Below are 20105 nucleotides of genomic sequence, written 5' to 3'. Positions count from 1 at the left end.
GACTCACAATGCCGGGGGGCCAGCTACGCTGGGGCGATGTTGAAGGTTGGGGCTCTCCTGCTGGGCGTCGTGCTGTGCACCGGTTGCGCCGCAGCGGCGGCGCCAGCCGGCCCGGCGTCGTCAAGCCCTGGCCCAGCGGCGACGTTTACCTTGGTGGCGCATCGCGGCGGAGCGCTGGTCTACCCCGAGTCCTCCGCGGAAGCCTTCGAGGCCGTGGGCAAGACGGCGTTCCCGATCGAAACGGATCTGCGGCAGCTCCGGGACGGGACACTCGTTCCGCTGCACGACAACGCCGCCGAGCGGACCATGTCCGGGGTCAGCGGCAGCCCTGCCGGCATCACTGTGGAGCAGTGGGCGGCGGCCCGCATCAGGCACCCGCTGGGCGGGGCCGAGGGCAGTCCGACGACGTGGGAAGCCATGCTGGATCTGTACGGCGGGCGGAACGTCCTGGTCCCCGAGCTGAAGGACCCCGCCATCGATCCGGCCGCCTTCGCGGAGACCATCCTGCAGCGCGGCATCCAGGACAAAGTGGTGGTGCAGACGTTCAGCTTCCCCGCGGCCCAGGCCCTGGCCCGGTCCGGGCTGCAGGTGCTGTATCTCCTGCGGGACGGGGAGGAACCCGATCCGGCGTCGATCAGCTCCAGCGGCATCGGTCACGTCGGCCCGCACAAGGACATCAGCTCAGGCTACCTGCGCAGCCTCAAGGACTCCGGGCTGACCGTCTGGCCCTATACCGTCAACGACGAAACAACCGCGGCGAGGCTGCGGGCCGAAGGCGCGGATGGCGTCTTCACCGACACGCCATGGGAGCTGGCAAAGCAGTTGGGTCTTTAGCCCTCTACCGGACGTCCTGGAGAATTAGGTCAACGGCCTTCTCCGCAATCATGATGGTGGGCGCCTGCGTGTTGGCACTCACGAGCCGGGGCATGATCGAAGAGTCAACGACGCGCAGTCCCTCGAGTCCGTGGACCTTCAACCGAGGCGAGACGACGGACTCATCGGTGGTTCCCATGGAGCAGGTACCGACCGGGTGGTAGGAAGTCCGCCCGAAGGAGCGCACGAAACTCACGTACTCGTCGCGGGTTTCCACCCGGCTGCCATCGCCGATGTGCTCCGCCTTGGTGAGCGCCGCCATCGACGACTGCTTCATGATCTCGCGGCTCTGCTGAACCCCGGCGATGGCCATCTCCAGGTCATAATCGTCGGCGAGATAGTTTGGATCGATCAGCGGTGCCTTGCCGGGATCAGAAGACACGGGCCGGACGGTTCCCCGGCTTCGGGGCCGCAGGAAGTAGGAGTTCACCGTGGCCCCAAATCCGGGTTTCAAGGCCATGGCGCCAGTTCCCCCCCGAGCGGCCGGCAGGAAGTGGAACTGCAGGTCTGGGGTCTTTTCGTCTTTGTTCGCGTAGCTGAAGCCACCGGCCTCGACCAGCGTGGAAGCGAAAGGACCCGAGCGGAAAGCGAGGTATTCGACCCCGGCCAGGACGGTGGCAGGGCGCACCTGGTTGAGCCGGTCCAGGCTTTGGTAATCCGTAAGTTCGTAGACGATGTCGACGTCACAGTGGTCATGCAGGTTCTTGCCGACACCCGACAGGGCGTGGACGGTCTCGATGCCGGCAGCGGCAAGATCCTCCGGGTCGCCGATGCCCGACAGCTGCAGAAGCTTGGGCGAACCGAAGGCGCCGGCCGAGACAATCACCTCGCGGTTGGCGCTGTAGGTTCGCACGCGTCCGCCTTCGATCGCCTGGATTCCGACGGCCCTGCCGTTGCTGATGATCACTTTGGAGACGGTAACGTTGGCGCGGACCGTGAGGTTCCGCCGCTTGCGGGCGGGTCGGAGGTAGGCGACGGCCGCGCTGCACCGGCGGCCATTCTTCGTGGTGGTCTGGTAGAAGCCGACGCCGTACTGCTGGGCGCCGTTGAAGTCGCTGTTGTAGGGCAGCCCGAACTCCTGGCCCGCCTTGACGAAGGCCGCGGAGAGCTTGTGCGGACGCAGCAGGTCGGAGACTCCGAGCGGACCCTCGGTCCCGTGGTGCGGTGCCGAGAGCCGGGTGTTGGACTCCGAGCGGACAAAGTACTTATTCACCTCGTCCGCGGACCAGCCCTCGCAGCCGTAATCCGTGACCCAGCTGTCATAGTCTTCGGCCACGCCGCGCGTGAAGACCTGGGAGTTGATGGACCCCCCGCCGCCGAGTACGCGGCCCTGGGCGAGGGGGATGCGTCGGCCGTTGCTGTGCTTTTGCGGAACGCTCGCATAGTCCCATTGGTACGGCCCGCCCTTCAGCTTCGGGAAGCCGGCCGGGACGTGGATGAGCGGGTGGCGGTCGGATCTGCCCGCCTCGAGCAGAAGGACGCGGAGTGAGGGGTCTTCGCTGAGCCTGCCGGCAAGGACGCTGCCGCTGCTGCCGCCCCCGGCTATCACATAGTCGTATGCTGCATCGTCCGGCACCCTGGCTCCTAAGCATTCACTGACTTCACCGTTGCTTGAGACGTTCACTGCAGTCTCTGTTCACGCCCGGATGATGTCAAGCGTTCGGGTCAAGCCGTTTCGGCGCAGGCAGGAGACTCTCGGCAGCGGAAACGGTGGCAGGGAATCCCTGCGGAGTGAATGGATGGGTTGACCGATACGCCGGGTTCTGTGTTCCCGCGCCGTTGCCGGCGCGGGAGTAGCGGCCATCCATCTACGAACGCCGTTGCCGACGCCCTCCAGCAGCCTACCCGGACACTCGGGCGAGCAGCCCTCAAACGTGCCCTGTCTGGCCTTGCTCCGGGTGGGGTTTACCTAGCCTTCCCGGTCACCCGGGAAGCTGGTGGTCTCTTACACCACCGTTTCACCCTTACCTGCCCTGCGGCCCGTGCACGCACGCGCCGCCGGCAGGCGGTCTGTTCTCTGTGGCACTGGCCTGCGGGTTACCCCGAGTGGGCGTTACCCACCACCCTGCCCTGCGGAGCCCGGACGTTCCTCGAGCCACTTGCGTGACGCGCGGCCGCCTGGTCAACCCATCCGCAGTCCATTCTACGGCCAGGGCGGACCCGCCCGGGGACACGTCCGGCCGTCTGGCCTATGATCGGGGAATGGAGGATTCCGTCCTGGGTCGGCGCCGGCTGCTGGAGCTGGCAGGAATCGGGCTTGGCGCCTCAGCGCTCGCGGCCTGCACCGGCGGCGCCGCGTCCACCGCCACGTCACAGGTCCCGCCCGTGCCGGGCCCGTCCCACGCCTCGCCCGCCGGACCTACGTCGGCGGTGCCGCCGGCCCCCGCCGCCCCGTGGACGGTCCGGACCAGCACCGGCTCATTCGTGTCGGCCTTCCGTCCCCGAGTCGTTAGCCGCTGGTCCCTGGCGGCGCCTGACATGCCGCCCGGCGGAAGGCAGCCCGAACTTCCGGTGGCAGTCTTCCTGCACGGACTCGGCGGTAACCACACCGCTTTGCTGGATGGACTGGCGGCCCACGAGGCCCTCCAGCGGCACCTCGATGCCGGGGGCGCACCCTTTGCCATTGCCGCAGTGGACGGCGGGAACACCTGGTGGCACCCACGCGCCGACGGCAGCGACACCCAGTCAATGCTGGTGCAGGAATTCGTTCCGTTCCTCGGCGGGCGGGGCTGCGACCTCGGCAGGATCGGCCTCTTCGGCCTCTCGATGGGCGGCTTCGGCGCCCTCCTGCTCGCGTCACAGGGCCAACTGCCCGGGGTCCGGGCCGTGGCGGCCATGAGCCCGGCGGTCTGGGAGAACTACGACTCACGCATGGACACCGCCTTCGACAGTCCGGCCGACTTCGCAGCCCACGACGTGTTCGCGCTCCGGCCCCGCCTGGCGGCGCTGCCCAAGCGGATCGACTGCGGCACCGGAGACGACCTCTTTGCCACGGTACGCGACTACCGGGCGGGACTCCCGGGCGCCGTCGAGGGCGGCTTCCAGCCCGGCGTCCATGGCGACAGCTACTGGCGTTCCATCCTGCCCGAGGTGTTGTCCTTCCTCGGTCGCCACCTCGGCTGAGCCCGCCCTGGACGCCTGGTCTGCGGGGTCCGGCAGGGGCCCCCCGGCGGTGCCATCCCGGTAACGGGCCGCCGCTAGGATTGAACGGTGCTGATTCTGCTGCCGCCCTCCGAGGGCAAGACCCCCGCCACGGTGGGCAACGCCGTCGACTGGACTACCCTGAGTTTCCCCGGCCTGAACACCTACCGGGCCAAGGTGCTGGAGGGTCTCGGGACGGTCAGCGCCCACGAGGACGCCCTGGCGCTCCTGGGCGTCGGCGCCTCGCTGCGGGCCGACGTCGAGCGCAATACCCGGCTGCACGCCGAGCCGGCGGCGCCTGCCCACCAGGTCTACTCCGGGGTGCTGTACGACGCGCTGGACTACAACTCGCTGACGCCCGCCCAGCGGAGGAAGGCGGACGCCTGCGTGCTGGTCATTTCCGCGCTCTGGGGTGCCATCCGCTTCGGCGATCGGGTGCCTGCCTACCGGCTGTCGATGGGGACCGCGCTGCCCGACGTCGGACGCCTGGCGTCCTTCTGGAAGCCGCAACTCAATGCCGCCCTCGCGGCCGCCACGGAGGGCGAACTGCTGGTGGACTGCCGCTCCAGCACCTACGCCGCCGCGTGGGCTCCCCCGCCGGCTCAGACCGTCGCCGTCCACGTGTTTACCCAGGTCAACGGCGTCCGCAAGGTGGTAAGCCATTTTGCGAAGCACACCCGGGGCGAACTCGCCCGGCACCTGTTGACCCGCCCGGGCAAGGCCCCGCGGACCCCGGCCCAGCTGCAGCAGGCGGCTGCCGAGAAGTGGAGCGCCGAACTGGTCGAGGGCACGGCCCGGAAGCCGCACACCCTCAACCTGCTCCTGCCCAACTGACTGACTAACTAACTAACTAACTAACTAGCTGACAATTCCGGCCGTTCTGACAGCTCAAGAAGATGGCCAGAGCTGCGGGGCGGGTGGGTGCTCAGGCCCACTCGGCGGAGCGGACCAGGATGCAGCCGGAATCCGGGCAGAACACGACGTCGTCCTCGGCCGCGGCCTTGATTTCGGCAAGGTCACCGGGGCTCAGCTGCATGCCCGAACCCTCGGAGGTCCCGTGGAAGAGGCGGGCCGCACCGACACCGCGCCGGGCCAGCGTCTTCTCGTAGATCGCCAGCAGGCCGGCATCCATCCCCTCGGCGAATTCGGCGCGCTTGCCGCGCACCACGGTGGCCTCGACGGCGATCTCCGCGAGCTGCTCGTCCAGTTCAGCGCGGATGGAACCGAAGGAGCCCTGGATGTCGTCAACAATCTGCTGTTGGCTGGCCTGGCGCAGGCGGAGCGAATCCAGCCGCTCCAGGACTTCCAGCTCAACGTCCTCAAGGTCGGAGCGGCGCTTGTTCAGGGACACCAGGTCGCGCTGCAGGGCCACAAGGTCTTTGGAGAGCCCGGTGCCGCTGTTGAGCTTCGCCTCGTCGCGGTCAATCCGGGAGGCGACCTGCTCGACGTCCGCCTCGGCGCGCTTGAGCTCAAGTTCGGCGTCGTGGAGCGCCACCTTCGCGGCGCCCAGTTCGCCGTTGGCCACGCCGAGGGCTGCTTCGAGATCGGTGATCCGGGAGTCGCTTTCAAGGCTTCGGCGGCGGTTGGACAAGGATTTGAGTTTCGCATCAAGTCCCTGCAATTCGAGCAACTTCAACTGTTCCGCCGGTGCTGCCTTGGCCACTATTTACCTCCGCTTGTTCCCTGCCGGCAGGAGCCGGGCACCTATTCGGCGCTCCCTAGACTCTAGTCCCCGCCCGGAGTCAGAATGAAGTCCCACGGATCGCTGTTGGTGGTGCTGACCCGGATCTCGACGTCGTGCCCCTGGTCGCTCAGCACATTGCCCAGCGCCTGCGCCGCGGCCGGCAGCCACAGCCACTCGCTGGCGAAGTGGGAAACATCGATCAGGTACGGCCGGTCGTTGACGGCTTCCTCCCGGGCTTCCGACGCCGGATGGTGCCGCAGATCCGCGGTCAGGTAGACGTCGGCGTTACTTGCCCGGACCTCTCCGAAGAGCGAATCCCCGGCGCCGCCGCAGACCGCCACCCGGCGGACCAGCCCGTCCCGGTCCCCGGACACGCGCACCCCGCCGGCGACCGCCGGGAGGATGCCGAAGACGCGGGCGGCAAAATCGCCCAGGGTCAGAACCTCCTCAAGGTCACCGACCCGGCCGATGCCTTCCTCCGGCAGCCCGTTCGCGGCCGGGGTCAGCGGGGCCACGTTCTGCAGGCCGAGCGCGTCGGCCAGGACATCCGAAACGCCGCCGACGGCGGAATCACCGTTGGTGTGCACCGTCAGCAGGCCGGTCCCGGACTCAATCAGGCGGTGCACGGCCCGGCCCTTGGCGGTGGTCGCCGCGACCGAGGTGACACCCTTGAGCAGCAGCGGATGGTGGGTGATCAGCAGTTCCGCGCCGAAGTCGATGGCCTCCTCGATCACCTCAAGGGTGGGATCGACGGCGAAGAGGATCCTGCTCACCCCGGCGGAGGGGCGGCCGGCCACGAGGCCCACCTCGTCCCAGTCCTCCGCCAGCGATTCGGGCCAGAGCTCCTCGACGGCCAGCAGGATCATGCCCAGGGTGGGCGTCGCGGGTGTTTCCCCGGATCCGCTGCCGGTGGCGTCGTTTCCTTCGGAAGGGCCAACTGAAACATCGGTGTTTACACGTTCCATACCCCCATTTTTACCCTATCGGCCGGCCTCCGCCGCAGACGCCGGGAATCATCGGGGCCCTTCAACCATTGAAGAGGGTATGAGAACTTTTGTCCTCGGCGGAGGCTGCTTCTGGTGCCTCGACGCCGTTTACCAGAAAACCAAGGGTGTCAGCGCCGTCGTTTCGGGCTACACCGGAGGCCATGACCGCAACCCCGACTACTACGCCGTCTGCTCCGGAACCACCGGCCATGCCGAGGTGGTGGCGGTGACGTTCGATGAGGAGGTCGTGCCCGCGGAGGTCGTCCTGGACATGTTCTTCGTTCTCCACGACCCCACCACGCCCAACCGCCAGGGCTACGACGTCGGAACCCAGTACCGCTCCTCGATGTTCTATGAGACGACCGAGGAGAAGATCCTCTTCGAGGACGCGATCGAACGGAACCAGCCGCTCTGGGCCCATCCGATCGTCACGCAGGTCAGCCGGCTGCCGGTGTTCCACCGGGCGGAGGAAATCCACCAGGACTACTACGGCAAGTTCCCGGAGCAGGGCTACTGCCAGGTGATCATCAATCCGAAGCTGGCCAAGGCCAGGAAATATTACTCTGCATGGCTTAATGCTTAGCTAGGGCCCGCGGGCCCTCGTTAGGCTGACCTCAGTATTCCCTCTTCAACAGACAGGCGCAGACACCCATGGCACGGATCTATGACGATGTTACCCAGTTGGTCGGCGGCACCCCGCTGGTCCGGCTCAACCGGCTGACCGAAGGCCTTGACGCCACCGTGGCCGTCAAGCTGGAGTTCTACAACCCGGCCAACAGCGTCAAGGACCGCATCGGTGTCGCGATCGTCGACGCCGCGGAAAAGTCCGGTGCCCTCAAGCCCGGCGGCACCATCGTCGAAGGCACGTCCGGCAACACCGGCATTGCCCTGGCCATGGTGGGCGCGGCCCGCGGCTACAAGGTCATCCTGACGATGCCGGAGACCATGTCCACCGAACGGCGTGTCATGCTGCGCGCCTACGGTGCCGAGATCGTCCTCACTCCCGGTTCCGAGGGCATGCGGGGCGCCGTGGAAAAGGCCCAGGAGATCGTCGCCAACACGGAGAACTCGATCTGGGCCCAGCAGTTCGCCAACGAGGCCAACCCCGAGGTCCACCGCCAGACCACGGCCGAGGAAATCTGGTCCGACACCGACGGGAAGGTGGACATCTTCGTCGCCGGCGTCGGCACCGGCGGAACCGTCACCGGCGTCGGGCAGGTGCTCAAGGAGCGCAAGCCCGAGGTCCAGATCATCGCCGTCGAGCCGAAGGACTCCGCCATCCTCAACGGCGGCGCACCGGGCCCGCACAAAATCCAGGGCCTTGGCGCGAACTTCATCCCGGAGATCCTGGACACCAACGTCTATGACGAGGTCATCGACGCCACCCTCGAGGACTCGGTCCGCGTGGCCCGCGAACTCGGCGTCAAGGAAGGCATCCTCGGCGGCATCTCCTCCGGCGCGATCGTCTGGGCGGCCCTGGAACTCGCCAAGCGCCCGGAGAACGCCGGTAAGCTGATTGTTGCCATTGTCTGCGACTTCGGTGAGCGGTACATCTCCACCGTGCTGTACGACGACATCCGCGGCTGAGTCCAGCCCCGTTCCAAGATTTCGTAGAAAGGTCTTTGTGAGCTTTTTCGCAAGACTGAAGGAAGACCTCGAGGCCGCCCGGTCGCACGACCCGGCGGCCCGGGGTTCTTTCGAGAACTTCTTTGCCTACCCCGGCCTGCACGCGATCTGGGCGCACCGCCTGACGCACCGGCTGTGGCAGAATCCGGCGCTGCGCTTCCCGGCCCGGCTGATCTCCCAGCTGGCCAGGTTCGGCACCGGGATCGAGATCCACCCCGGCGCCACCATCGGCCGCCGTTTCTTCATCGACCACGGCATGGGCGTTGTCATCGGCGAGACCGCCGAAATCGGCGAAGACGTCATGATCTACCACGGCGTGACCCTCGGCGGCCGTTCCCTGGCCAAGGTCAAGCGCCACCCCACCCTCGAGGACCGGGTCGTGATTGGCGCCGGAGCCAAGATCCTGGGTCCCATCACTATCGGCCGGGACAGCGCCGTGGGCGCCAACGCCGTGGTGGTCAAGGACGCGCCGGCAGAGTCGATCCTGACGGGCGTGCCGGCCACGTGGCGGCACCGGGACGCACAGCGGGAGACCAAGCCCGCCGTCGACCCGGCCGAATACCTGATCGAATACCGGATCTAAGGGGCTCCGGCCGAAGCCGGCACCCGGCGCCCCGCACCCGGCGGACGCTACGCGGGGAACCGCTTGTAGATGTTCCAGATGACGACGTCGAAGGCCTTGTCCGGCAGCAGCCGCCGCAGCAGCAGGATGGCCCGCGCGCCCTTGCCCACCGGATAGCGCGTCTTGGGTTTCGGGGACGTCGCGGCGTGGACGATGGCGTCGGCAATGACGTCCGGGGGCGTGGACATGCTGGAGCCGACGGTGGACGCCAATGCCGCGGCCACCACCTTCGCCTGGTCCATGTAGGGCCCGCGGCCGGATGTGGCCAGCAGGCTGTCGCCGGAGATCGCGCCCCATTCCGAGGCGGTTCCGGACGGCTCGATGATGGACACGTCGATACCGTGCGGCTTGAGCTCGATCCGCAGGGAATCGCTCAGGCCCTCGACGGCGAACTTTGTCGCGTGGTACCAGGCACCCAGCGGCTCATACATCTGTCCGCCGATCGAGGACACGTTGATGATCCTCCCCCGCCCCGCGGCCCGCATTCCGGGGAGCACCAGCTGGGTCATCCGCGCCAGTCCGAAGAGGTTGACGTCGAACTGCCGCCGCCCCTCGGCCAGCTCCACTTCCTCCAGCGAGCCGTAGGAGCCGTAGCCGGCGTTGTTGACCAGGACGTCGACCCGGCCGTGGGCGGCAATCACCTGTTCGACGGCGGCTGTCATGGATTCCTCGCTGGTGACGTCCAGCGCCACAACCGTCACCCCGTGGGCCGTGAGGGGCTCCATCTTCGCGACCCGGCGTGCTCCAGCGTAGACGGTGAACCCGCGGGCCGCGAGCTTCCACGCGGTCTCATAACCGATTCCGGTGGAGGCACCGGTGACAAATGCTACGGGTTGGGTCATCTGCTGCACTCCTGGGACGCTGGCGGGAACGGTCGGCTGGACTCACATTGCGTGACGGCCGGGACGGATCCCGGGGAAACGCGAACGGCCGGTGCTCCCAGAGTAACGGGGAGCACCGGCCGCCGGCGTCAGTCGCGGGCTAGTGGGTGTCCACTGCCTCGATTTCAGACTTGTCCTCGCCCCAGAGGGTGTGGAAGGTACCTTCGGCGTCGATGCGGCCGTAGGTGTGCGCGCCGAAGAGGTCGCGCTGGCCCTGGATCACGGCGGCCGGCAGGCGTTTGCGGCGCAGGCCGTCGTAGTAGGCCAGCGAGGAGGAGAACACCGGCACCGGGATGCCGAGCTGGACCGCGGTCGAGACCACCCGGCGCCAGGCCGGGAGGACGTCGGCGATCGCCTGGGTGAAGGCCGGGGCGAACAGCAGGTTCGCGGGCTTCTCCGCCGCGGCGTAGGCCTTGGTGATCTCCTTGAGCAGTTCGGCGCGGATGATGCAGCCGCCGCGCCACAGCGAGGCGATCTCGTCCAGCTTCAGGTCCCAGCCGTATTCCTTGGCGGCCGAGGTGAGCATGTCCAGCCCCTGGGCGTAGGAAACCAGCTTGGAGGCGTAGAGCGCCTGCCGGACATCCTCGACGAAGCTCTCGGGGATCTCGACGTCGGCCTCGCCGCCGGCGAGAAGTTCCTGGGCCAGCTTGCGCTGCTCCGACTGGGAGGACAGCGCCCGGGCGAAGACCGATTCGGCGATCCCCGACGTCGGGGAGCCCAGTTCGAGTGCGGAGATGACGGTCCAGCGGCCGGTGCCCTTCTGGCCCGCGGCGTCCACGACGACGTCGACGAACGGCTTGCCGGTCTTCGCGTCCACGTGACCAAGGACCTCGGCGGAGATTTCGATCAGGAAGGAGGCAAGGTCGCCTTTGTTCCACTCTGCGAAGATCCTGGCCTGCTCGGCCGGTTCGATGCCGGCGCCGGAGCGCAGCAGGTCGAAGGCTTCGCCGATGACCTGCATGTCAGCGTATTCGATGCCGTTGTGGACCATCTTGACGAAGTGTCCGGCGCCGTCCGTGCCGATCCAGGCGCAGCAGGGCTTGCCGTCGACGTGGGCGGCGATCTTTTCCAGCAGCGGACCCAGGGCGTCGTAGGACTCCTTCGAGCCGCCAGGCATGATCGAGGGGCCGTTAAGGGCACCTTCCTCGCCGCCGGAGACGCCGATGCCGACAAAGTGCAGGTCCTTCTTGGCAAGCGCTGCCTCGCGGCGGCGCGTGTCCTCATAGTGGGAGTTGCCGGCGTCGATAATGATGTCGCCCGGTTCCAGTAGCGGCTCGAGCTGTTCGATCACGGAGTCAACCGGTTTGCCGGCCTTGACCATGATCAGCACCCGGCGCGGCTTCTCCAGGGAGTCGACGAGCTCCTGCAGGGTCTCCGTGCGGACAAAGTCGCCGTCCGTGCCGTGCTTGGCCAGCAGGGCGTCGGTCTTCTCGACGGACCGGTTGTGCAGGGCAACGGTGAAGCCGTTCCGGGCCAGGTTGCGGGCGAGGTTGGCCCCCATCACCGCAAGGCCGGTGACACCGATGTGTGCTGACATCAAAACTCCAATTCATTTCTGTGCAACAGGTGCAGTTCGTCCCGCGCATGCGGCGGACTGTCTTTTTGGGATCCGTGGCTGTCAATAAACCATATGTATTTCCGCCGGTTGCTGGAAAGCCGTGCCCACGTGGCGGAATATGGCGCGTCACAGACAGTCTATGATTTCCGGCCTGCTTGCGCCCGTCCGGGCCGGAACGGGGGCTGGATCCGCGTCGGTCCCACTATGCTTACGACTATGTCAACGTCCCTCCACCACCGCGCGATCGAGCACCTCGGCACCCGCATCGTCGCGGGCGAGCTCCCGCCCGGCCACATCATGCTGGCCGAGCACCTCGAAGACGAACTCAAAGTCTCCCGTTCGGTGGTCCGCGAGGCGGTGCGGGTGCTTCAGTCGCTCGGACTGGTCGAAACCACCAAACGGGTGGGCATCCGGGTGCTGCCGGCCAACCGCTGGAACCCCTTCGATCCCCAGGTGATCCGCTGGCGCCTCGCCGGCGAAGGCCGCGGCGCGCAGCTGCGCTCCCTCGCGGAGCTGCGCACCGCTGTCGAACCGGTGGCCGCCGAGCTGGCCGCCACCAACGCCCCGGAGGAGATCCGCCGCGAACTCGTGGAGGTTTCGCACGCCATGCGCGACGCCGGCCAGGCCGGGGACGTGCCGCGGTTCCTGGAGCTGGACATCCACTTCCATTCCCTGCTGCTGACCGGCTCCGGGAACGAGATGTTCGCGAACATGGTGGGCCAGGTGGCGGAGACGCTGACCGGCCGCACGGTGCACGGCCTGATGCCGGACCACCCGCGCGACACGGCGCTGCAGTGGCACGTGGACGTGGCGGAGGCGATCGCCGCCGGTAACCCGGCAGCGGCCCGGCAGGCCTCGGACCGGATCATGCGGGAGACCATTTCGGAGATGGAACCCGAATGGAAGGACCAGCCCAGGGTGTTCGTCCCGGTCCAGCGGCCCTAGCTCCCCCGGAAGTCCAGCAGCACTTTGCCGGAAACGGCTGCGTTCCGGGCCACCTCGAAGGAGCCCCACCATCACCACCTTTCCGCCCCGGGCGGCACCCTTCACCGCGGACGCCAGCCCGTGACGGCTGCCGGAGGACTCGATGACAACGCCTGCCTCCACCGCCGCGATGGCCTCTGCCTCATCCCCCGTGAGGACCTCGTCCGCGGCCAGTCCGGCATCAGGCCAGGCCGGGAAATAGCCGCCAGTTACGCCATCGAATAGGCATTTCCGCAGCTCAGAACCGCGCGGCCTGTTTCACATTTCCCGTTATTCACGGTATATTCATACACGAGCCTTCCACCGCGGCATCCCCCAATAGTCGCGGTGGAAGGCTTTTCCAATGCCACGGCACTTCCGGTATGCGATGCAGGGACATACGGATATACCGGGTTTATGCAGCGTCTACGCCGCGTCCGCGATCGCCTCCCGGAGCCGCCAGCCGCCGCCCAGGCCGTCACGGATGATTTCCATCGTGGTGAGGGCAGAACCCGGATTGCGGCCCAGTCTCGCCTGGACCTGCCAGACCTCGACGTCGACCCGGCTCAGTCCCTTGGGCATCCGCCGCTCCGCCTCCCACCAGCTCACCCGCTCGAACCAGCGGACGGGCTCCGCGCCGACGATCCATTCGCGGCCCGCGCGCACTACCGCGTGGGGCCTTCCATCCGGGCCCGATTTCACCATGACGTGTTCCATGCCCGCAACGGTAGGGTGGGGCTCCGACAATTTCCGCAGCGCTGCGGCGGACCCGCGGCTGACGGCATCATCGCGAATGCGCTCTGCGACCGCCCCGCAGACAGCTGTGTCCCAACTCCAGAAGCAACCAAAAACCCCGCCATGGGCTTCTCGGGCTGCCATGACGGGGTAATTTGCTGTGGGTCCTACCGGGATCGAACCGATGACATCCACGGTGTCGTTGGTCAACGGCGAGTGGGGCCGCGGCCCGTTCGTCTGGGTTTCCGTAGACGCCCAGGTCACGAACATGCTGACGCCGGAGCAGGGAACCTGCGCCCCGTCCACGCTGCCCGCGGGCGTCACCGCGACGGGGCCGCTGAACCTCGGCGCGGACGGCTGGGCCGGGCGTTCATACACGAACCCTGCACCCTCCACGGCGTTCCTTTTCGGAGCGCAGGAGGCCCCGGTCATCCCGGGGCAGAAGGTCACGGCGTCAGCATGGGTGGTGGGCGCCGGGGCCGGTGTTCAGATCCGCTGGGTCGACTCGACGGGCGCGTTCATCAGCTTCTCGTCCTCGCCCGGGTCCGGCGTCGCGGGCGTGGCCACGCGCGTATCAGTCACTGCCACACCGCCGGCGAACGCTACCGGCGCGCAAGTGCGGGCAACGAACGCGGCACAGGGAGCCCGGCCCGCACTGACCTGGACGGACCAGCTGCTCGAATGGGCGGACGGCCAGGGCTGCCCGAAGTCCGTAATTCACGCCGTCTCGCGTGATCTGAAGATGATTTCCACCGATCCGCTGGGGCTACGCACCGCCGACATGGGCTTCACAATCACAGAAGTAGGGTAGCTATGCAGGCAGGTTCACTGGCGGGCAGCGACGTCCAGGCTTTCACTTCCCGGGTTGTCGTTGCCGGCGTTCAGCGAGAGCACGCGAGCTGGTCCACGAGCCGGGACCTTATCGGCGAGCTCCCGGAGCAGGTTGTCGCCGCCTCCGGGATTCAGCAGGCGACCGGCACCATTGTCTGGTCGGAAGGCCCCGACGTCACGGACACGGCGACGAACCCGTGGAACGCAGGTGCTGGGTGGCTCCCGGCGAAGGGAGACCCGGTCACGATTTACTCCTCGGACGGCGTCACCGAGTGGGTGCAGTTCACGGGCGTCATTGATGAGAACAGCGGCACCGTCGGGGAAGCAGCGCGGTCGACGATCATTGACTACTCTGACCGGCTCAGTGCCCGATTCAGCCACGAACCGCTGATGCGGCTGATGCCGCCCCGGTTGCGTGGTGAAGCGGAATACCGCGCCGCCGGTTTGACTCACCTGTACTTTGTGGACCGGGCACTCCGGACCGCCGGGTTCCATGCGACGCCGCCGGTGGAGACGCGGCAGATCCTCTCAGTGCCGGCACAGTCTTCGATGGGGCCGGAGAGGGGCTCGATGCTCTCGGGCCTGGTCGGTGGCGTGGACGGAGGGCCGTGGTGCGCCACGTACAACGAGCCTCACGGCGTGTCTATCGCGGATGTTCAGAACGTTTACGCGCCGGCACTGGCCTACCCGATGACGGAGGCCGTGCGCTTCGGCATGATCGTGGCCCCGGACCACAATGGAAACACGACCTTGAAGGCCTACTACGGGGCGACGGACAACGTGGAACTCGCCGTGGCCGGATCGCGCACTGTCGTGGCCCGGCTCAACGGCGTCGATGTCTGCTCCCTCGTGTTGGGCGCGGCGGTCAGTGTCTTCTTGCTGGTGAAGGCCGGCGTGTGGACGCTCCGCACGAACACCGGGGCGCCCGCGACCGGTTCGGCTGCTAACCCGACGGGTGCGGTCCTGGATCGGATCATCATCACGGCGGACTCGTCCTCCCGGGTGGCTGGTTTCCATGCCGCCCACACAGCCTCGTCCACGGAGAACCTCTACACCCAGCACGTGCCCGGTGCCCGCTAGCGGATGGACAACCTCTCCCACCGGGGGCTGATGGACGCCAGCCCAGCCATCCAACCAACAACCTGCCGGGACATTCTCGACAAAATCAGCAAGGCCACGCTCTCCGCAATGTGGATCGACGAGTTGGGTGTGTTCAATTGGGCGCCTTCCGTCGGACTCCGGGGAAAGGGCAGCGCGCAGACCATCACGACTTTGGACGACATCAGGTCCCTGTCATGGGCTGATTCTTTGCTGGGCGCACGATCCTCGGTAGAGGCCAGTTACGACCTTCCGGCGATCAGCCGATCACGCTGGGACAACGTCCTCTGGTATCAGGGCAACACGGAAACCCTTGAGCCCGGGCAGGTCAGACGGAGTTCATCAACGCACCGTCCGGAACGGACTGGGTGCAGATCTCGCCCGACCCACCTCATCCTTGGCGCGGCCGGCGCCTGGACGGGACTACCTACGAATACTTGCGCCCGGAGAATCTCCGGTCAATCCGGCGGGCCGAAAGACTGCCCGGATTCCTTCCTGTGCACGAGTATTCCGAGCGGCGGGGCGCGCCTCGGGCGCGCATTTCCTGCGCCAAACCTTGAATGAGAACATGGAGGTCCCGTGACAACTACACCCAGGAGTTACCAGAGATGCTGAAGTTCCAAACGCTGCCCGCCCCCTATCTGGACTTCTGCATCGTAAGCGCCGAACTAGGGACCCTCTCAGAGGTCCTAATGGACGGACTGGAGTCTCTCGCTGAGATGGGCCTTGCGTCGCATGCTTATGAGACCAGCGCAGGGTGGTTCGCAGTAGTTTATCCCGACGTCGATCGACTCCACCGCTCGGCGGGCGGGGTCTCGGGCATATCCGGTATCGCCAAGGTAGGACCGGATCTTCTGATCCCAAGGGCACCTGTTGGTCCGGAAGTCCTGGAAGGAGTGGACCCAGAGGTGGGCCTCTACACGTCCTTCACGATCCAAGACGGGCACGCCGAGAGAGTATGGACGAAACCGTCAGCCGACTCATCCCGGCCGGCCTGCGGAAGCAGCTCACCGACAGTATGGAGAAGTGGCCCGCGGCCGGCTATCAAGTGGCGTCCAGAATCTTCGCTGTGCACGATGCGTTTGAGGAAGAGCCGCCCGCCCCTGCGCCCTATCGTGACGAGGTCTAGGCACGTGTGTAGCAGGCAGGACAAACAGGCATAGCGGATGAGGGAGGTCAACAAAACATTCCGGAAGACGGCCGTCGCGCTCACCCTTTCAGCCGGGAGTGACACGGACACGCGGACTGCCGTCCAGGTCCGCTTACCTGTGAAGCTGGGAGCGGACGCAACGATTACCGACATCCACTTCCGTAATTACAGGGACCGGACAGGGGTCGCCTTCACCGGCTCACTCGCCTTTGTCGGTGTGTGCTGGGGCGCCCATGCACAAGACGCCACCGGAGTCCTGACGGGCAATTTCACCGCCGCCCCGATACTGCTGGCTGGTGCGGCATCCACCCCGTCGGACGGGTCCGAATACAAGATCAGCGGCCTCAACATCCCGATCAAAGCCGGGGCGGATTACCTCTTGTCCTACGCCTACACCTGCGCGGACCAGACCAACTGCGCGGGCGCAGGCGGAGGATGGACGAACGAGACCCCCGCGGACGTATCGGAGCAGAACGCAACACAGTACATCGTGGGGTCCTCTCCCCTGGACGTGTGGCTGGAAATCACGACCGCAGCGCCGATCATTGCCCACGTTGGGGAGTCGCACAGCGCGGGAGTGGGCAACGAGCTGCCCGTATATCAGTCGCCCCCAGCCCTACATGGGCGCGCCAACGGGTACATCCCGTTGATGTACGTCCAGTCCGGGTCGGCAATGAGTTCGTGGCTTTGGCCCAAGACGGTCAAGTACACAAAATGGGCGGGGCTCGACAAGCCTGACGCGATGCTGTTCGCCCTCGGCAAGAACGACATCTCCGAGACCACGACGACGGACGAGCTCCGCGCCAAGTTCGCGGCAGTCTACCCAACCATCACAGCGGCTACAAGCTCAAACATTTATCTGGCTACCGTCGTCCCCAATGTGGACGATTCCGATGCAATCGGCGCAACTCGTCGAGCCTGGAACGAAATCCTAATGACCGAACAACTCGGCAACGCGGTCATGGTGTTCGACCCGGCAAAGGCGCTGACAGCCAGCGGAGGGACGGGACTTGACCCCACATACGCCACGAGCGACAGCATCCACCTGAACAAGAGAGGATCGAGTGTCTACGCGGCATCGATATCCCAGCCGCTACGCGTCCACAACTAGCCATGGCATCCTTCACCCTTGACGGGACTAACTACGAGTACCTACGCCCCGACTCTGGCCACACCCCCGAGGATGCCCACTCGTGGACGTATGGCCAGTACCCGAAGGCCATGACCACACTTCCCCTGGTAGCCGGCACAGTGGACGTCTACGCCGTCGCCGAGCGGTGGAATCCCTCCCACATTCTGGTGTCCTGGCAAGACGACGAGCACCACGCACACTGGGCCTGGATCCCCGCGGGCAACGTCCGCCCCGTCACCGACTCCGAATGGGACATCGAAGAATACTGGCGGTGCCCTGAGGGCTTGCGGGGTGTCCGTGGGTCAACAGGCTACCGGGCTTCCTCCCTACCTAGATCCTAGGGAGGTTTTAGGGAGGGTGAGCCCCCGCGGGCCCCTTGATGTGACTGTAATTCTGCAGATCCTTACGGATGAGTGGTCAACAAAACTGCGGAACCCGACACGCCCGGGATCACGCAAAAACCCCGCTGTTCCGGGGGATTTGCAGAACGGCGGGGCTGCGTAACTTGGTGGGTCCTACCGGGATCGAACCGATGACATCCACGGTGTAAACGTGGCGCTCTACCAGCTGAGCTAAAGACCCAAACCGCGGTTTCCGCGCTTCCGCGCTTCAACCAACGAACAGTTACTGTACCGGATGAACCCGGCGGAGCGCCAATCGACCCGAGCGGTCCCGCAACGGCCCCGAGCGGCTCAGAGCTGCGGGAGCTCGTCGGCGAGCCAGGTGAGGGCTGCACTGACGCCGGCGTTGAGCTTGATCGTGGCGAGCTCGTCCCCGCGGGTCTGGCCCCGGTTGATGATCACCACGGGCTTTCCGTGCTTGGCCGCGTGACGGGCAAACCGCAGGCCGCTCATCACCGTCAGCGAGGAGCCAGCCACCAGGAGGGCGCTGGCCTCATCCACCATGGCGTAGGAGCGTTCCACCCGGTCTTTGGGCACGTTCTCACCGAAGTAGACGAAATCGGGCTTGAGGGTGCCGCCGCAGGCCGGGCAGTGGGCGACGATAAAACTCCCAATCAGGTCCTCGTCCTCGACCGTGGCGTCGGCGTCCGGAGCCATCTCAACCACACCGGCGGCCAGGGCCCGTTCCAGGAAGCCGGGGTTGAGCTCCGTCAGCACCCCCGCCAGCAGCGTCCGGCTGTACCGCCGGTGGCAGGCGAGGCAGACCACCTGGTCGAAACGGCCGTGAAGGTCCACCACGTTGACGCTGCCGGCATCCTGGTGCAGCCGGTCCACGTTCTGGGTGATGAGCCCGGTCAGCAGCCCGCGGTGCTCCAGCCGGGCGACGGCGGTGTGGCCGTCGTTGGGATCGGCCCGGCGCAGGTGGGACCAGCCGATGTGGTTGCGGGCCCAGTAGCGGCGGCGGTTCTCCGGCTCGCCGATGAATTCCTGGTAGGTCATGGGCGCCCGGGGCGCAGCGCCCGGTCCGCGGTAGTCGGGGATGCCGGAGTCGGTGCTCAGGCCGGCGCCGGTCAGCAGCGCGAACCGTTCCCCGGCCAGAATGCCGCGGATTTCCTGCAGGACCTCACGTTCGTCGCGGGCCGGCTCCGCGGCGGGGACCGGGGGCAGGCTGGCAAAGCCAGTCATGCCGATCCCGGGCCGCCGCGTCCTCACCGCGTCAGCCTGCGAGTCCCGCCAGGGCGGCGCGGTAGCCGGCGAACTCCCGGGCCTGACCGCGGGGGTTCACCACCACGTAACGCACGATGCCGCTCGCGTCGATGATGAAGGTTCCGCGCTTTGCCATCCCGCTTCCGGGATCGAACACCCCGTATTGTTCGGCGACGGCCCCATGCGGCCAGAAGTCGGCCAGCAGGTCGAAGGTGTAGCCTTCCTTGTCCGCGTAGGCCCGCTGGGCGAACTTGCTGTCCACTGAGATGCCCAGCACGACGGCCTCGGCATCCTCGAACAGCGCCAGGTTGTCCCGGATTTCACACAGCTCCCCCGTGCAGATGCCGGAGAAGGCGAACGGGAAGAACACGAGGGCAACGTTGCGTCCCCGGAGTTCGGAGAGCCTGACGGGTTCGCCGTACTGGTTCAGCAGTTCGAAGTCCGGGGCGGCCGCGCCGGCGACGGGGACGGTGTGCGTGCCGACTGCCTGGTCCGCGATCATGCGAACCGCTGCGGCTGGGGTCACTTGTTCTTCCGCGTGACCCGGGTGGCGCTCCAGTCCTTGGAGACGCCCGCAGAGGTGGTGTAGTGCAGGCCCGCGGTGGGTGCGGCATCCTGGATATCGGCGGGCGAGACGTAGCCCACCCGGCCGGATTTGGGGGTCAGCACCCAGATGACGCCGCCCTCAGCCAGCGTGGTCAGCGAGTCGACCAGGGTATCCACGAGGTCACCGTCCCCGGTCCGCCACCAAAGAATCACGGCATCGACTACCTCGTGGTCGTCCTCATCGAAGAGTTCCGAACCGGTGAGATCTTCGATGTCGTCGCGCAGATCGAAGTCGACGTCATCGTCATAACCGAATTCCTGAATCAGGTCTCCGGTTTTGAAACCCAGTTTTTCCGCCACATTTACCGAAGTGGCGGCGTCGGCCTCGCTCACGTGTTGCTCCTATGCTTGGTGTTTTCAATAGCTCTAGTGATTTCCATTACTCCAAGCCAACACCCTTTGCGCCTGCGCTTCAAGCTGTTGGCCCCGCGATCCGCCATATTCTGCGTCACACACGGCGATCCGAGCACCGCCGGGCGGCACATCGTCACACAACCAGTATGCCGGTCAAATACGACCGGACCCCCATGCGGGCGCTACGCATCCCCGAGCGGTCACAGCTAGAGTGGCTGATGACGACTACGCCCGCGAGGGCGAACACCCCGCTGACGC

21 protein-coding genes, 1 tRNA gene, 1 other RNA gene and 1 pseudogene are annotated in these 20105 nt (G+C 66.5%); 12 read left to right on the top strand and 12 right to left on the bottom strand.

Features of this window, described 5'->3' with window-relative positions; all coding sequences use genetic code 11:
* Window positions 1-36: 36 nt before the first annotated feature.
* The gene (locus ACZYZ3_RS05645; RefSeq protein WP_463962852.1) at window positions 37-834 is read left to right on the top strand and encodes a glycerophosphodiester phosphodiesterase; all 798 of its coding nucleotides are present in this window, start codon (window positions 37-39) and stop codon (window positions 832-834) included.
* 4 nt (window positions 835-838) lie between these two features.
* On the opposite strand, the gene ACZYZ3_RS05640 is transcribed toward ACZYZ3_RS05645, so the two are convergent.
* Complete coding sequence (locus ACZYZ3_RS05640) at window positions 839-2449, bottom strand: GMC family oxidoreductase (RefSeq protein WP_463962851.1); 1611 nt, start codon at window positions 2447-2449, stop codon at window positions 839-841.
* A gap of 160 nt (window positions 2450-2609) precedes the next feature.
* An RNA gene (gene rnpB / locus ACZYZ3_RS05635) (RNase P RNA component class A) lies at window positions 2610-3003 on the bottom strand.
* 72 nt (window positions 3004-3075) lie between these two features.
* Between rnpB and ACZYZ3_RS05630 the strand changes: the two genes are divergently transcribed.
* Window positions 3076-3996: an alpha/beta hydrolase gene (locus tag ACZYZ3_RS05630; RefSeq protein ID WP_463962850.1), complete on the top strand. Its 921-nt coding sequence runs from the start codon at window positions 3076-3078 to the stop codon at window positions 3994-3996.
* 87 nt (window positions 3997-4083) lie between these two features.
* A complete protein-coding gene (locus ACZYZ3_RS05625; RefSeq protein ID WP_463962849.1) occupies window positions 4084-4848 on the top strand; it encodes a YaaA family protein in 765 nt (254 codons plus the stop codon).
* Window positions 4849-4939: 91 nt separating this feature from the next.
* Here the strand turns inward: ACZYZ3_RS05625 and ACZYZ3_RS05620 are convergent, their stop codons facing one another.
* On the bottom strand, window positions 4940-5677 hold the full coding sequence (locus ACZYZ3_RS05620) for a zinc ribbon domain-containing protein (protein ID WP_463962848.1): 738 nt from the start codon (window positions 5675-5677) through the stop codon (window positions 4940-4942).
* A 62-nt stretch (window positions 5678-5739) separates the two neighbouring features.
* Entirely contained in the window at window positions 5740-6663 is a 924-nt protein-coding gene (locus tag ACZYZ3_RS05615; protein WP_463962847.1) for a Nif3-like dinuclear metal center hexameric protein, read from the bottom strand.
* A 79-nt stretch (window positions 6664-6742) separates the two neighbouring features.
* Here ACZYZ3_RS05615 and msrA point away from each other — a divergent pair, with 79 nt between their 5' ends.
* The 3 genes from msrA to epsC all read left to right on the top strand — a co-directional run bounded on the left by msrA (window position 6743) and on the right by epsC (window position 8893).
* The gene (gene msrA, locus ACZYZ3_RS05610; RefSeq protein ID WP_463962846.1) at window positions 6743-7267 is read left to right on the top strand and encodes a peptide-methionine (S)-S-oxide reductase MsrA; all 525 of its coding nucleotides are present in this window, start codon (window positions 6743-6745) and stop codon (window positions 7265-7267) included.
* Window positions 7268-7335: 68 nt separating this feature from the next.
* Entirely contained in the window at window positions 7336-8271 is a 936-nt protein-coding gene (gene cysK / locus ACZYZ3_RS05605) for a cysteine synthase A (protein WP_463962845.1), read from the top strand.
* A 37-nt stretch (window positions 8272-8308) separates the two neighbouring features.
* Entirely contained in the window at window positions 8309-8893 is a 585-nt protein-coding gene (gene epsC, locus ACZYZ3_RS05600) for a serine O-acetyltransferase EpsC (protein WP_463962844.1), read from the top strand.
* A gap of 47 nt (window positions 8894-8940) precedes the next feature.
* Here epsC and ACZYZ3_RS05595 read toward each other — a convergent pair whose 3' ends face one another.
* Both ACZYZ3_RS05595 and gnd read right to left on the bottom strand, forming a co-directional pair.
* Complete coding sequence (locus ACZYZ3_RS05595; protein WP_463962843.1) at window positions 8941-9774, bottom strand: oxidoreductase; 834 nt, start codon at window positions 9772-9774, stop codon at window positions 8941-8943.
* Between the two features lie 139 nt (window positions 9775-9913).
* On the bottom strand, window positions 9914-11350 hold the full coding sequence (gene gnd / locus ACZYZ3_RS05590; RefSeq protein WP_463962842.1) for an NADP-dependent phosphogluconate dehydrogenase: 1437 nt from the start codon (window positions 11348-11350) through the stop codon (window positions 9914-9916).
* Window positions 11351-11587: 237 nt separating this feature from the next.
* Between gnd and ACZYZ3_RS05585 the strand changes: the two genes are divergently transcribed.
* Window positions 11588-12316: a FadR/GntR family transcriptional regulator gene (locus ACZYZ3_RS05585; protein WP_463962841.1), complete on the top strand. Its 729-nt coding sequence runs from the start codon at window positions 11588-11590 to the stop codon at window positions 12314-12316.
* 42 nt (window positions 12317-12358) lie between these two features.
* Here ACZYZ3_RS05585 and ACZYZ3_RS05580 read toward each other — a convergent pair.
* A pseudogene (locus ACZYZ3_RS05580) lies at window positions 12359-12529 on the bottom strand (L-idonate 5-dehydrogenase); the annotation flags it as partial.
* Window positions 12530-12760: 231 nt separating this feature from the next.
* Window positions 12761-13051, bottom strand: a complete 291-nt coding sequence (locus tag ACZYZ3_RS05575; RefSeq protein WP_463962840.1) for a hypothetical protein — start codon at window positions 13049-13051, stop codon at window positions 12761-12763.
* A 202-nt stretch (window positions 13052-13253) separates the two neighbouring features.
* Between ACZYZ3_RS05575 and ACZYZ3_RS05570 the strand changes: the two genes are divergently transcribed.
* The 5 genes from ACZYZ3_RS05570 (at window position 13254) to ACZYZ3_RS05550 (ending at window position 17621) form a co-directional block, all read left to right on the top strand.
* Window positions 13254-13880, top strand: a complete 627-nt coding sequence (locus tag ACZYZ3_RS05570; protein WP_463962839.1) for a hypothetical protein — start codon at window positions 13254-13256, stop codon at window positions 13878-13880.
* Between the two features lie 2 nt (window positions 13881-13882).
* On the top strand, window positions 13883-14980 hold the full coding sequence (locus ACZYZ3_RS05565) for a hypothetical protein (protein ID WP_463962838.1): 1098 nt from the start codon (window positions 13883-13885) through the stop codon (window positions 14978-14980).
* Window positions 14981-15956: 976 nt separating this feature from the next.
* Complete coding sequence (locus tag ACZYZ3_RS05560) at window positions 15957-16127, top strand: hypothetical protein (protein WP_463962837.1); 171 nt, start codon at window positions 15957-15959, stop codon at window positions 16125-16127.
* Window positions 16128-16164: 37 nt separating this feature from the next.
* Window positions 16165-17259, top strand: coding sequence for an SGNH/GDSL hydrolase family protein (locus ACZYZ3_RS05555; protein ID WP_463962836.1), 1095 nt, complete (start codon window positions 16165-16167; stop codon window positions 17257-17259).
* A gap of 2 nt (window positions 17260-17261) precedes the next feature.
* Window positions 17262-17621: a hypothetical protein gene (locus ACZYZ3_RS05550; RefSeq protein ID WP_463962835.1), complete on the top strand. Its 360-nt coding sequence runs from the start codon at window positions 17262-17264 to the stop codon at window positions 17619-17621.
* Between the two features lie 165 nt (window positions 17622-17786).
* Here the strand turns inward: ACZYZ3_RS05550 and ACZYZ3_RS05545 are convergent.
* The 4 genes from ACZYZ3_RS05545 to ACZYZ3_RS05530 all read right to left on the bottom strand — a co-directional run bounded on the left by ACZYZ3_RS05545 (window position 17787) and on the right by ACZYZ3_RS05530 (window position 19826).
* Window positions 17787-17862: transfer RNA gene (locus ACZYZ3_RS05545), tRNA-Val, on the bottom strand.
* A 110-nt stretch (window positions 17863-17972) separates the two neighbouring features.
* Complete coding sequence (locus tag ACZYZ3_RS05540; protein WP_463962834.1) at window positions 17973-18866, bottom strand: NAD-dependent protein deacetylase; 894 nt, start codon at window positions 18864-18866, stop codon at window positions 17973-17975.
* 31 nt (window positions 18867-18897) lie between these two features.
* Complete coding sequence (locus tag ACZYZ3_RS05535; RefSeq protein ID WP_463962996.1) at window positions 18898-19389, bottom strand: peroxiredoxin; 492 nt, start codon at window positions 19387-19389, stop codon at window positions 18898-18900.
* A gap of 20 nt (window positions 19390-19409) precedes the next feature.
* A complete protein-coding gene (locus ACZYZ3_RS05530) occupies window positions 19410-19826 on the bottom strand; it encodes a DUF3052 domain-containing protein (protein ID WP_459317609.1) in 417 nt (138 codons plus the stop codon).
* Between the last annotated feature and the right edge of the window lie 279 nt (window positions 19827-20105).

This window comes from Pseudarthrobacter linnaei, assembly GCF_055412825.1.
This window is presented reverse-complemented; position numbering and strand designations above follow the sequence as displayed.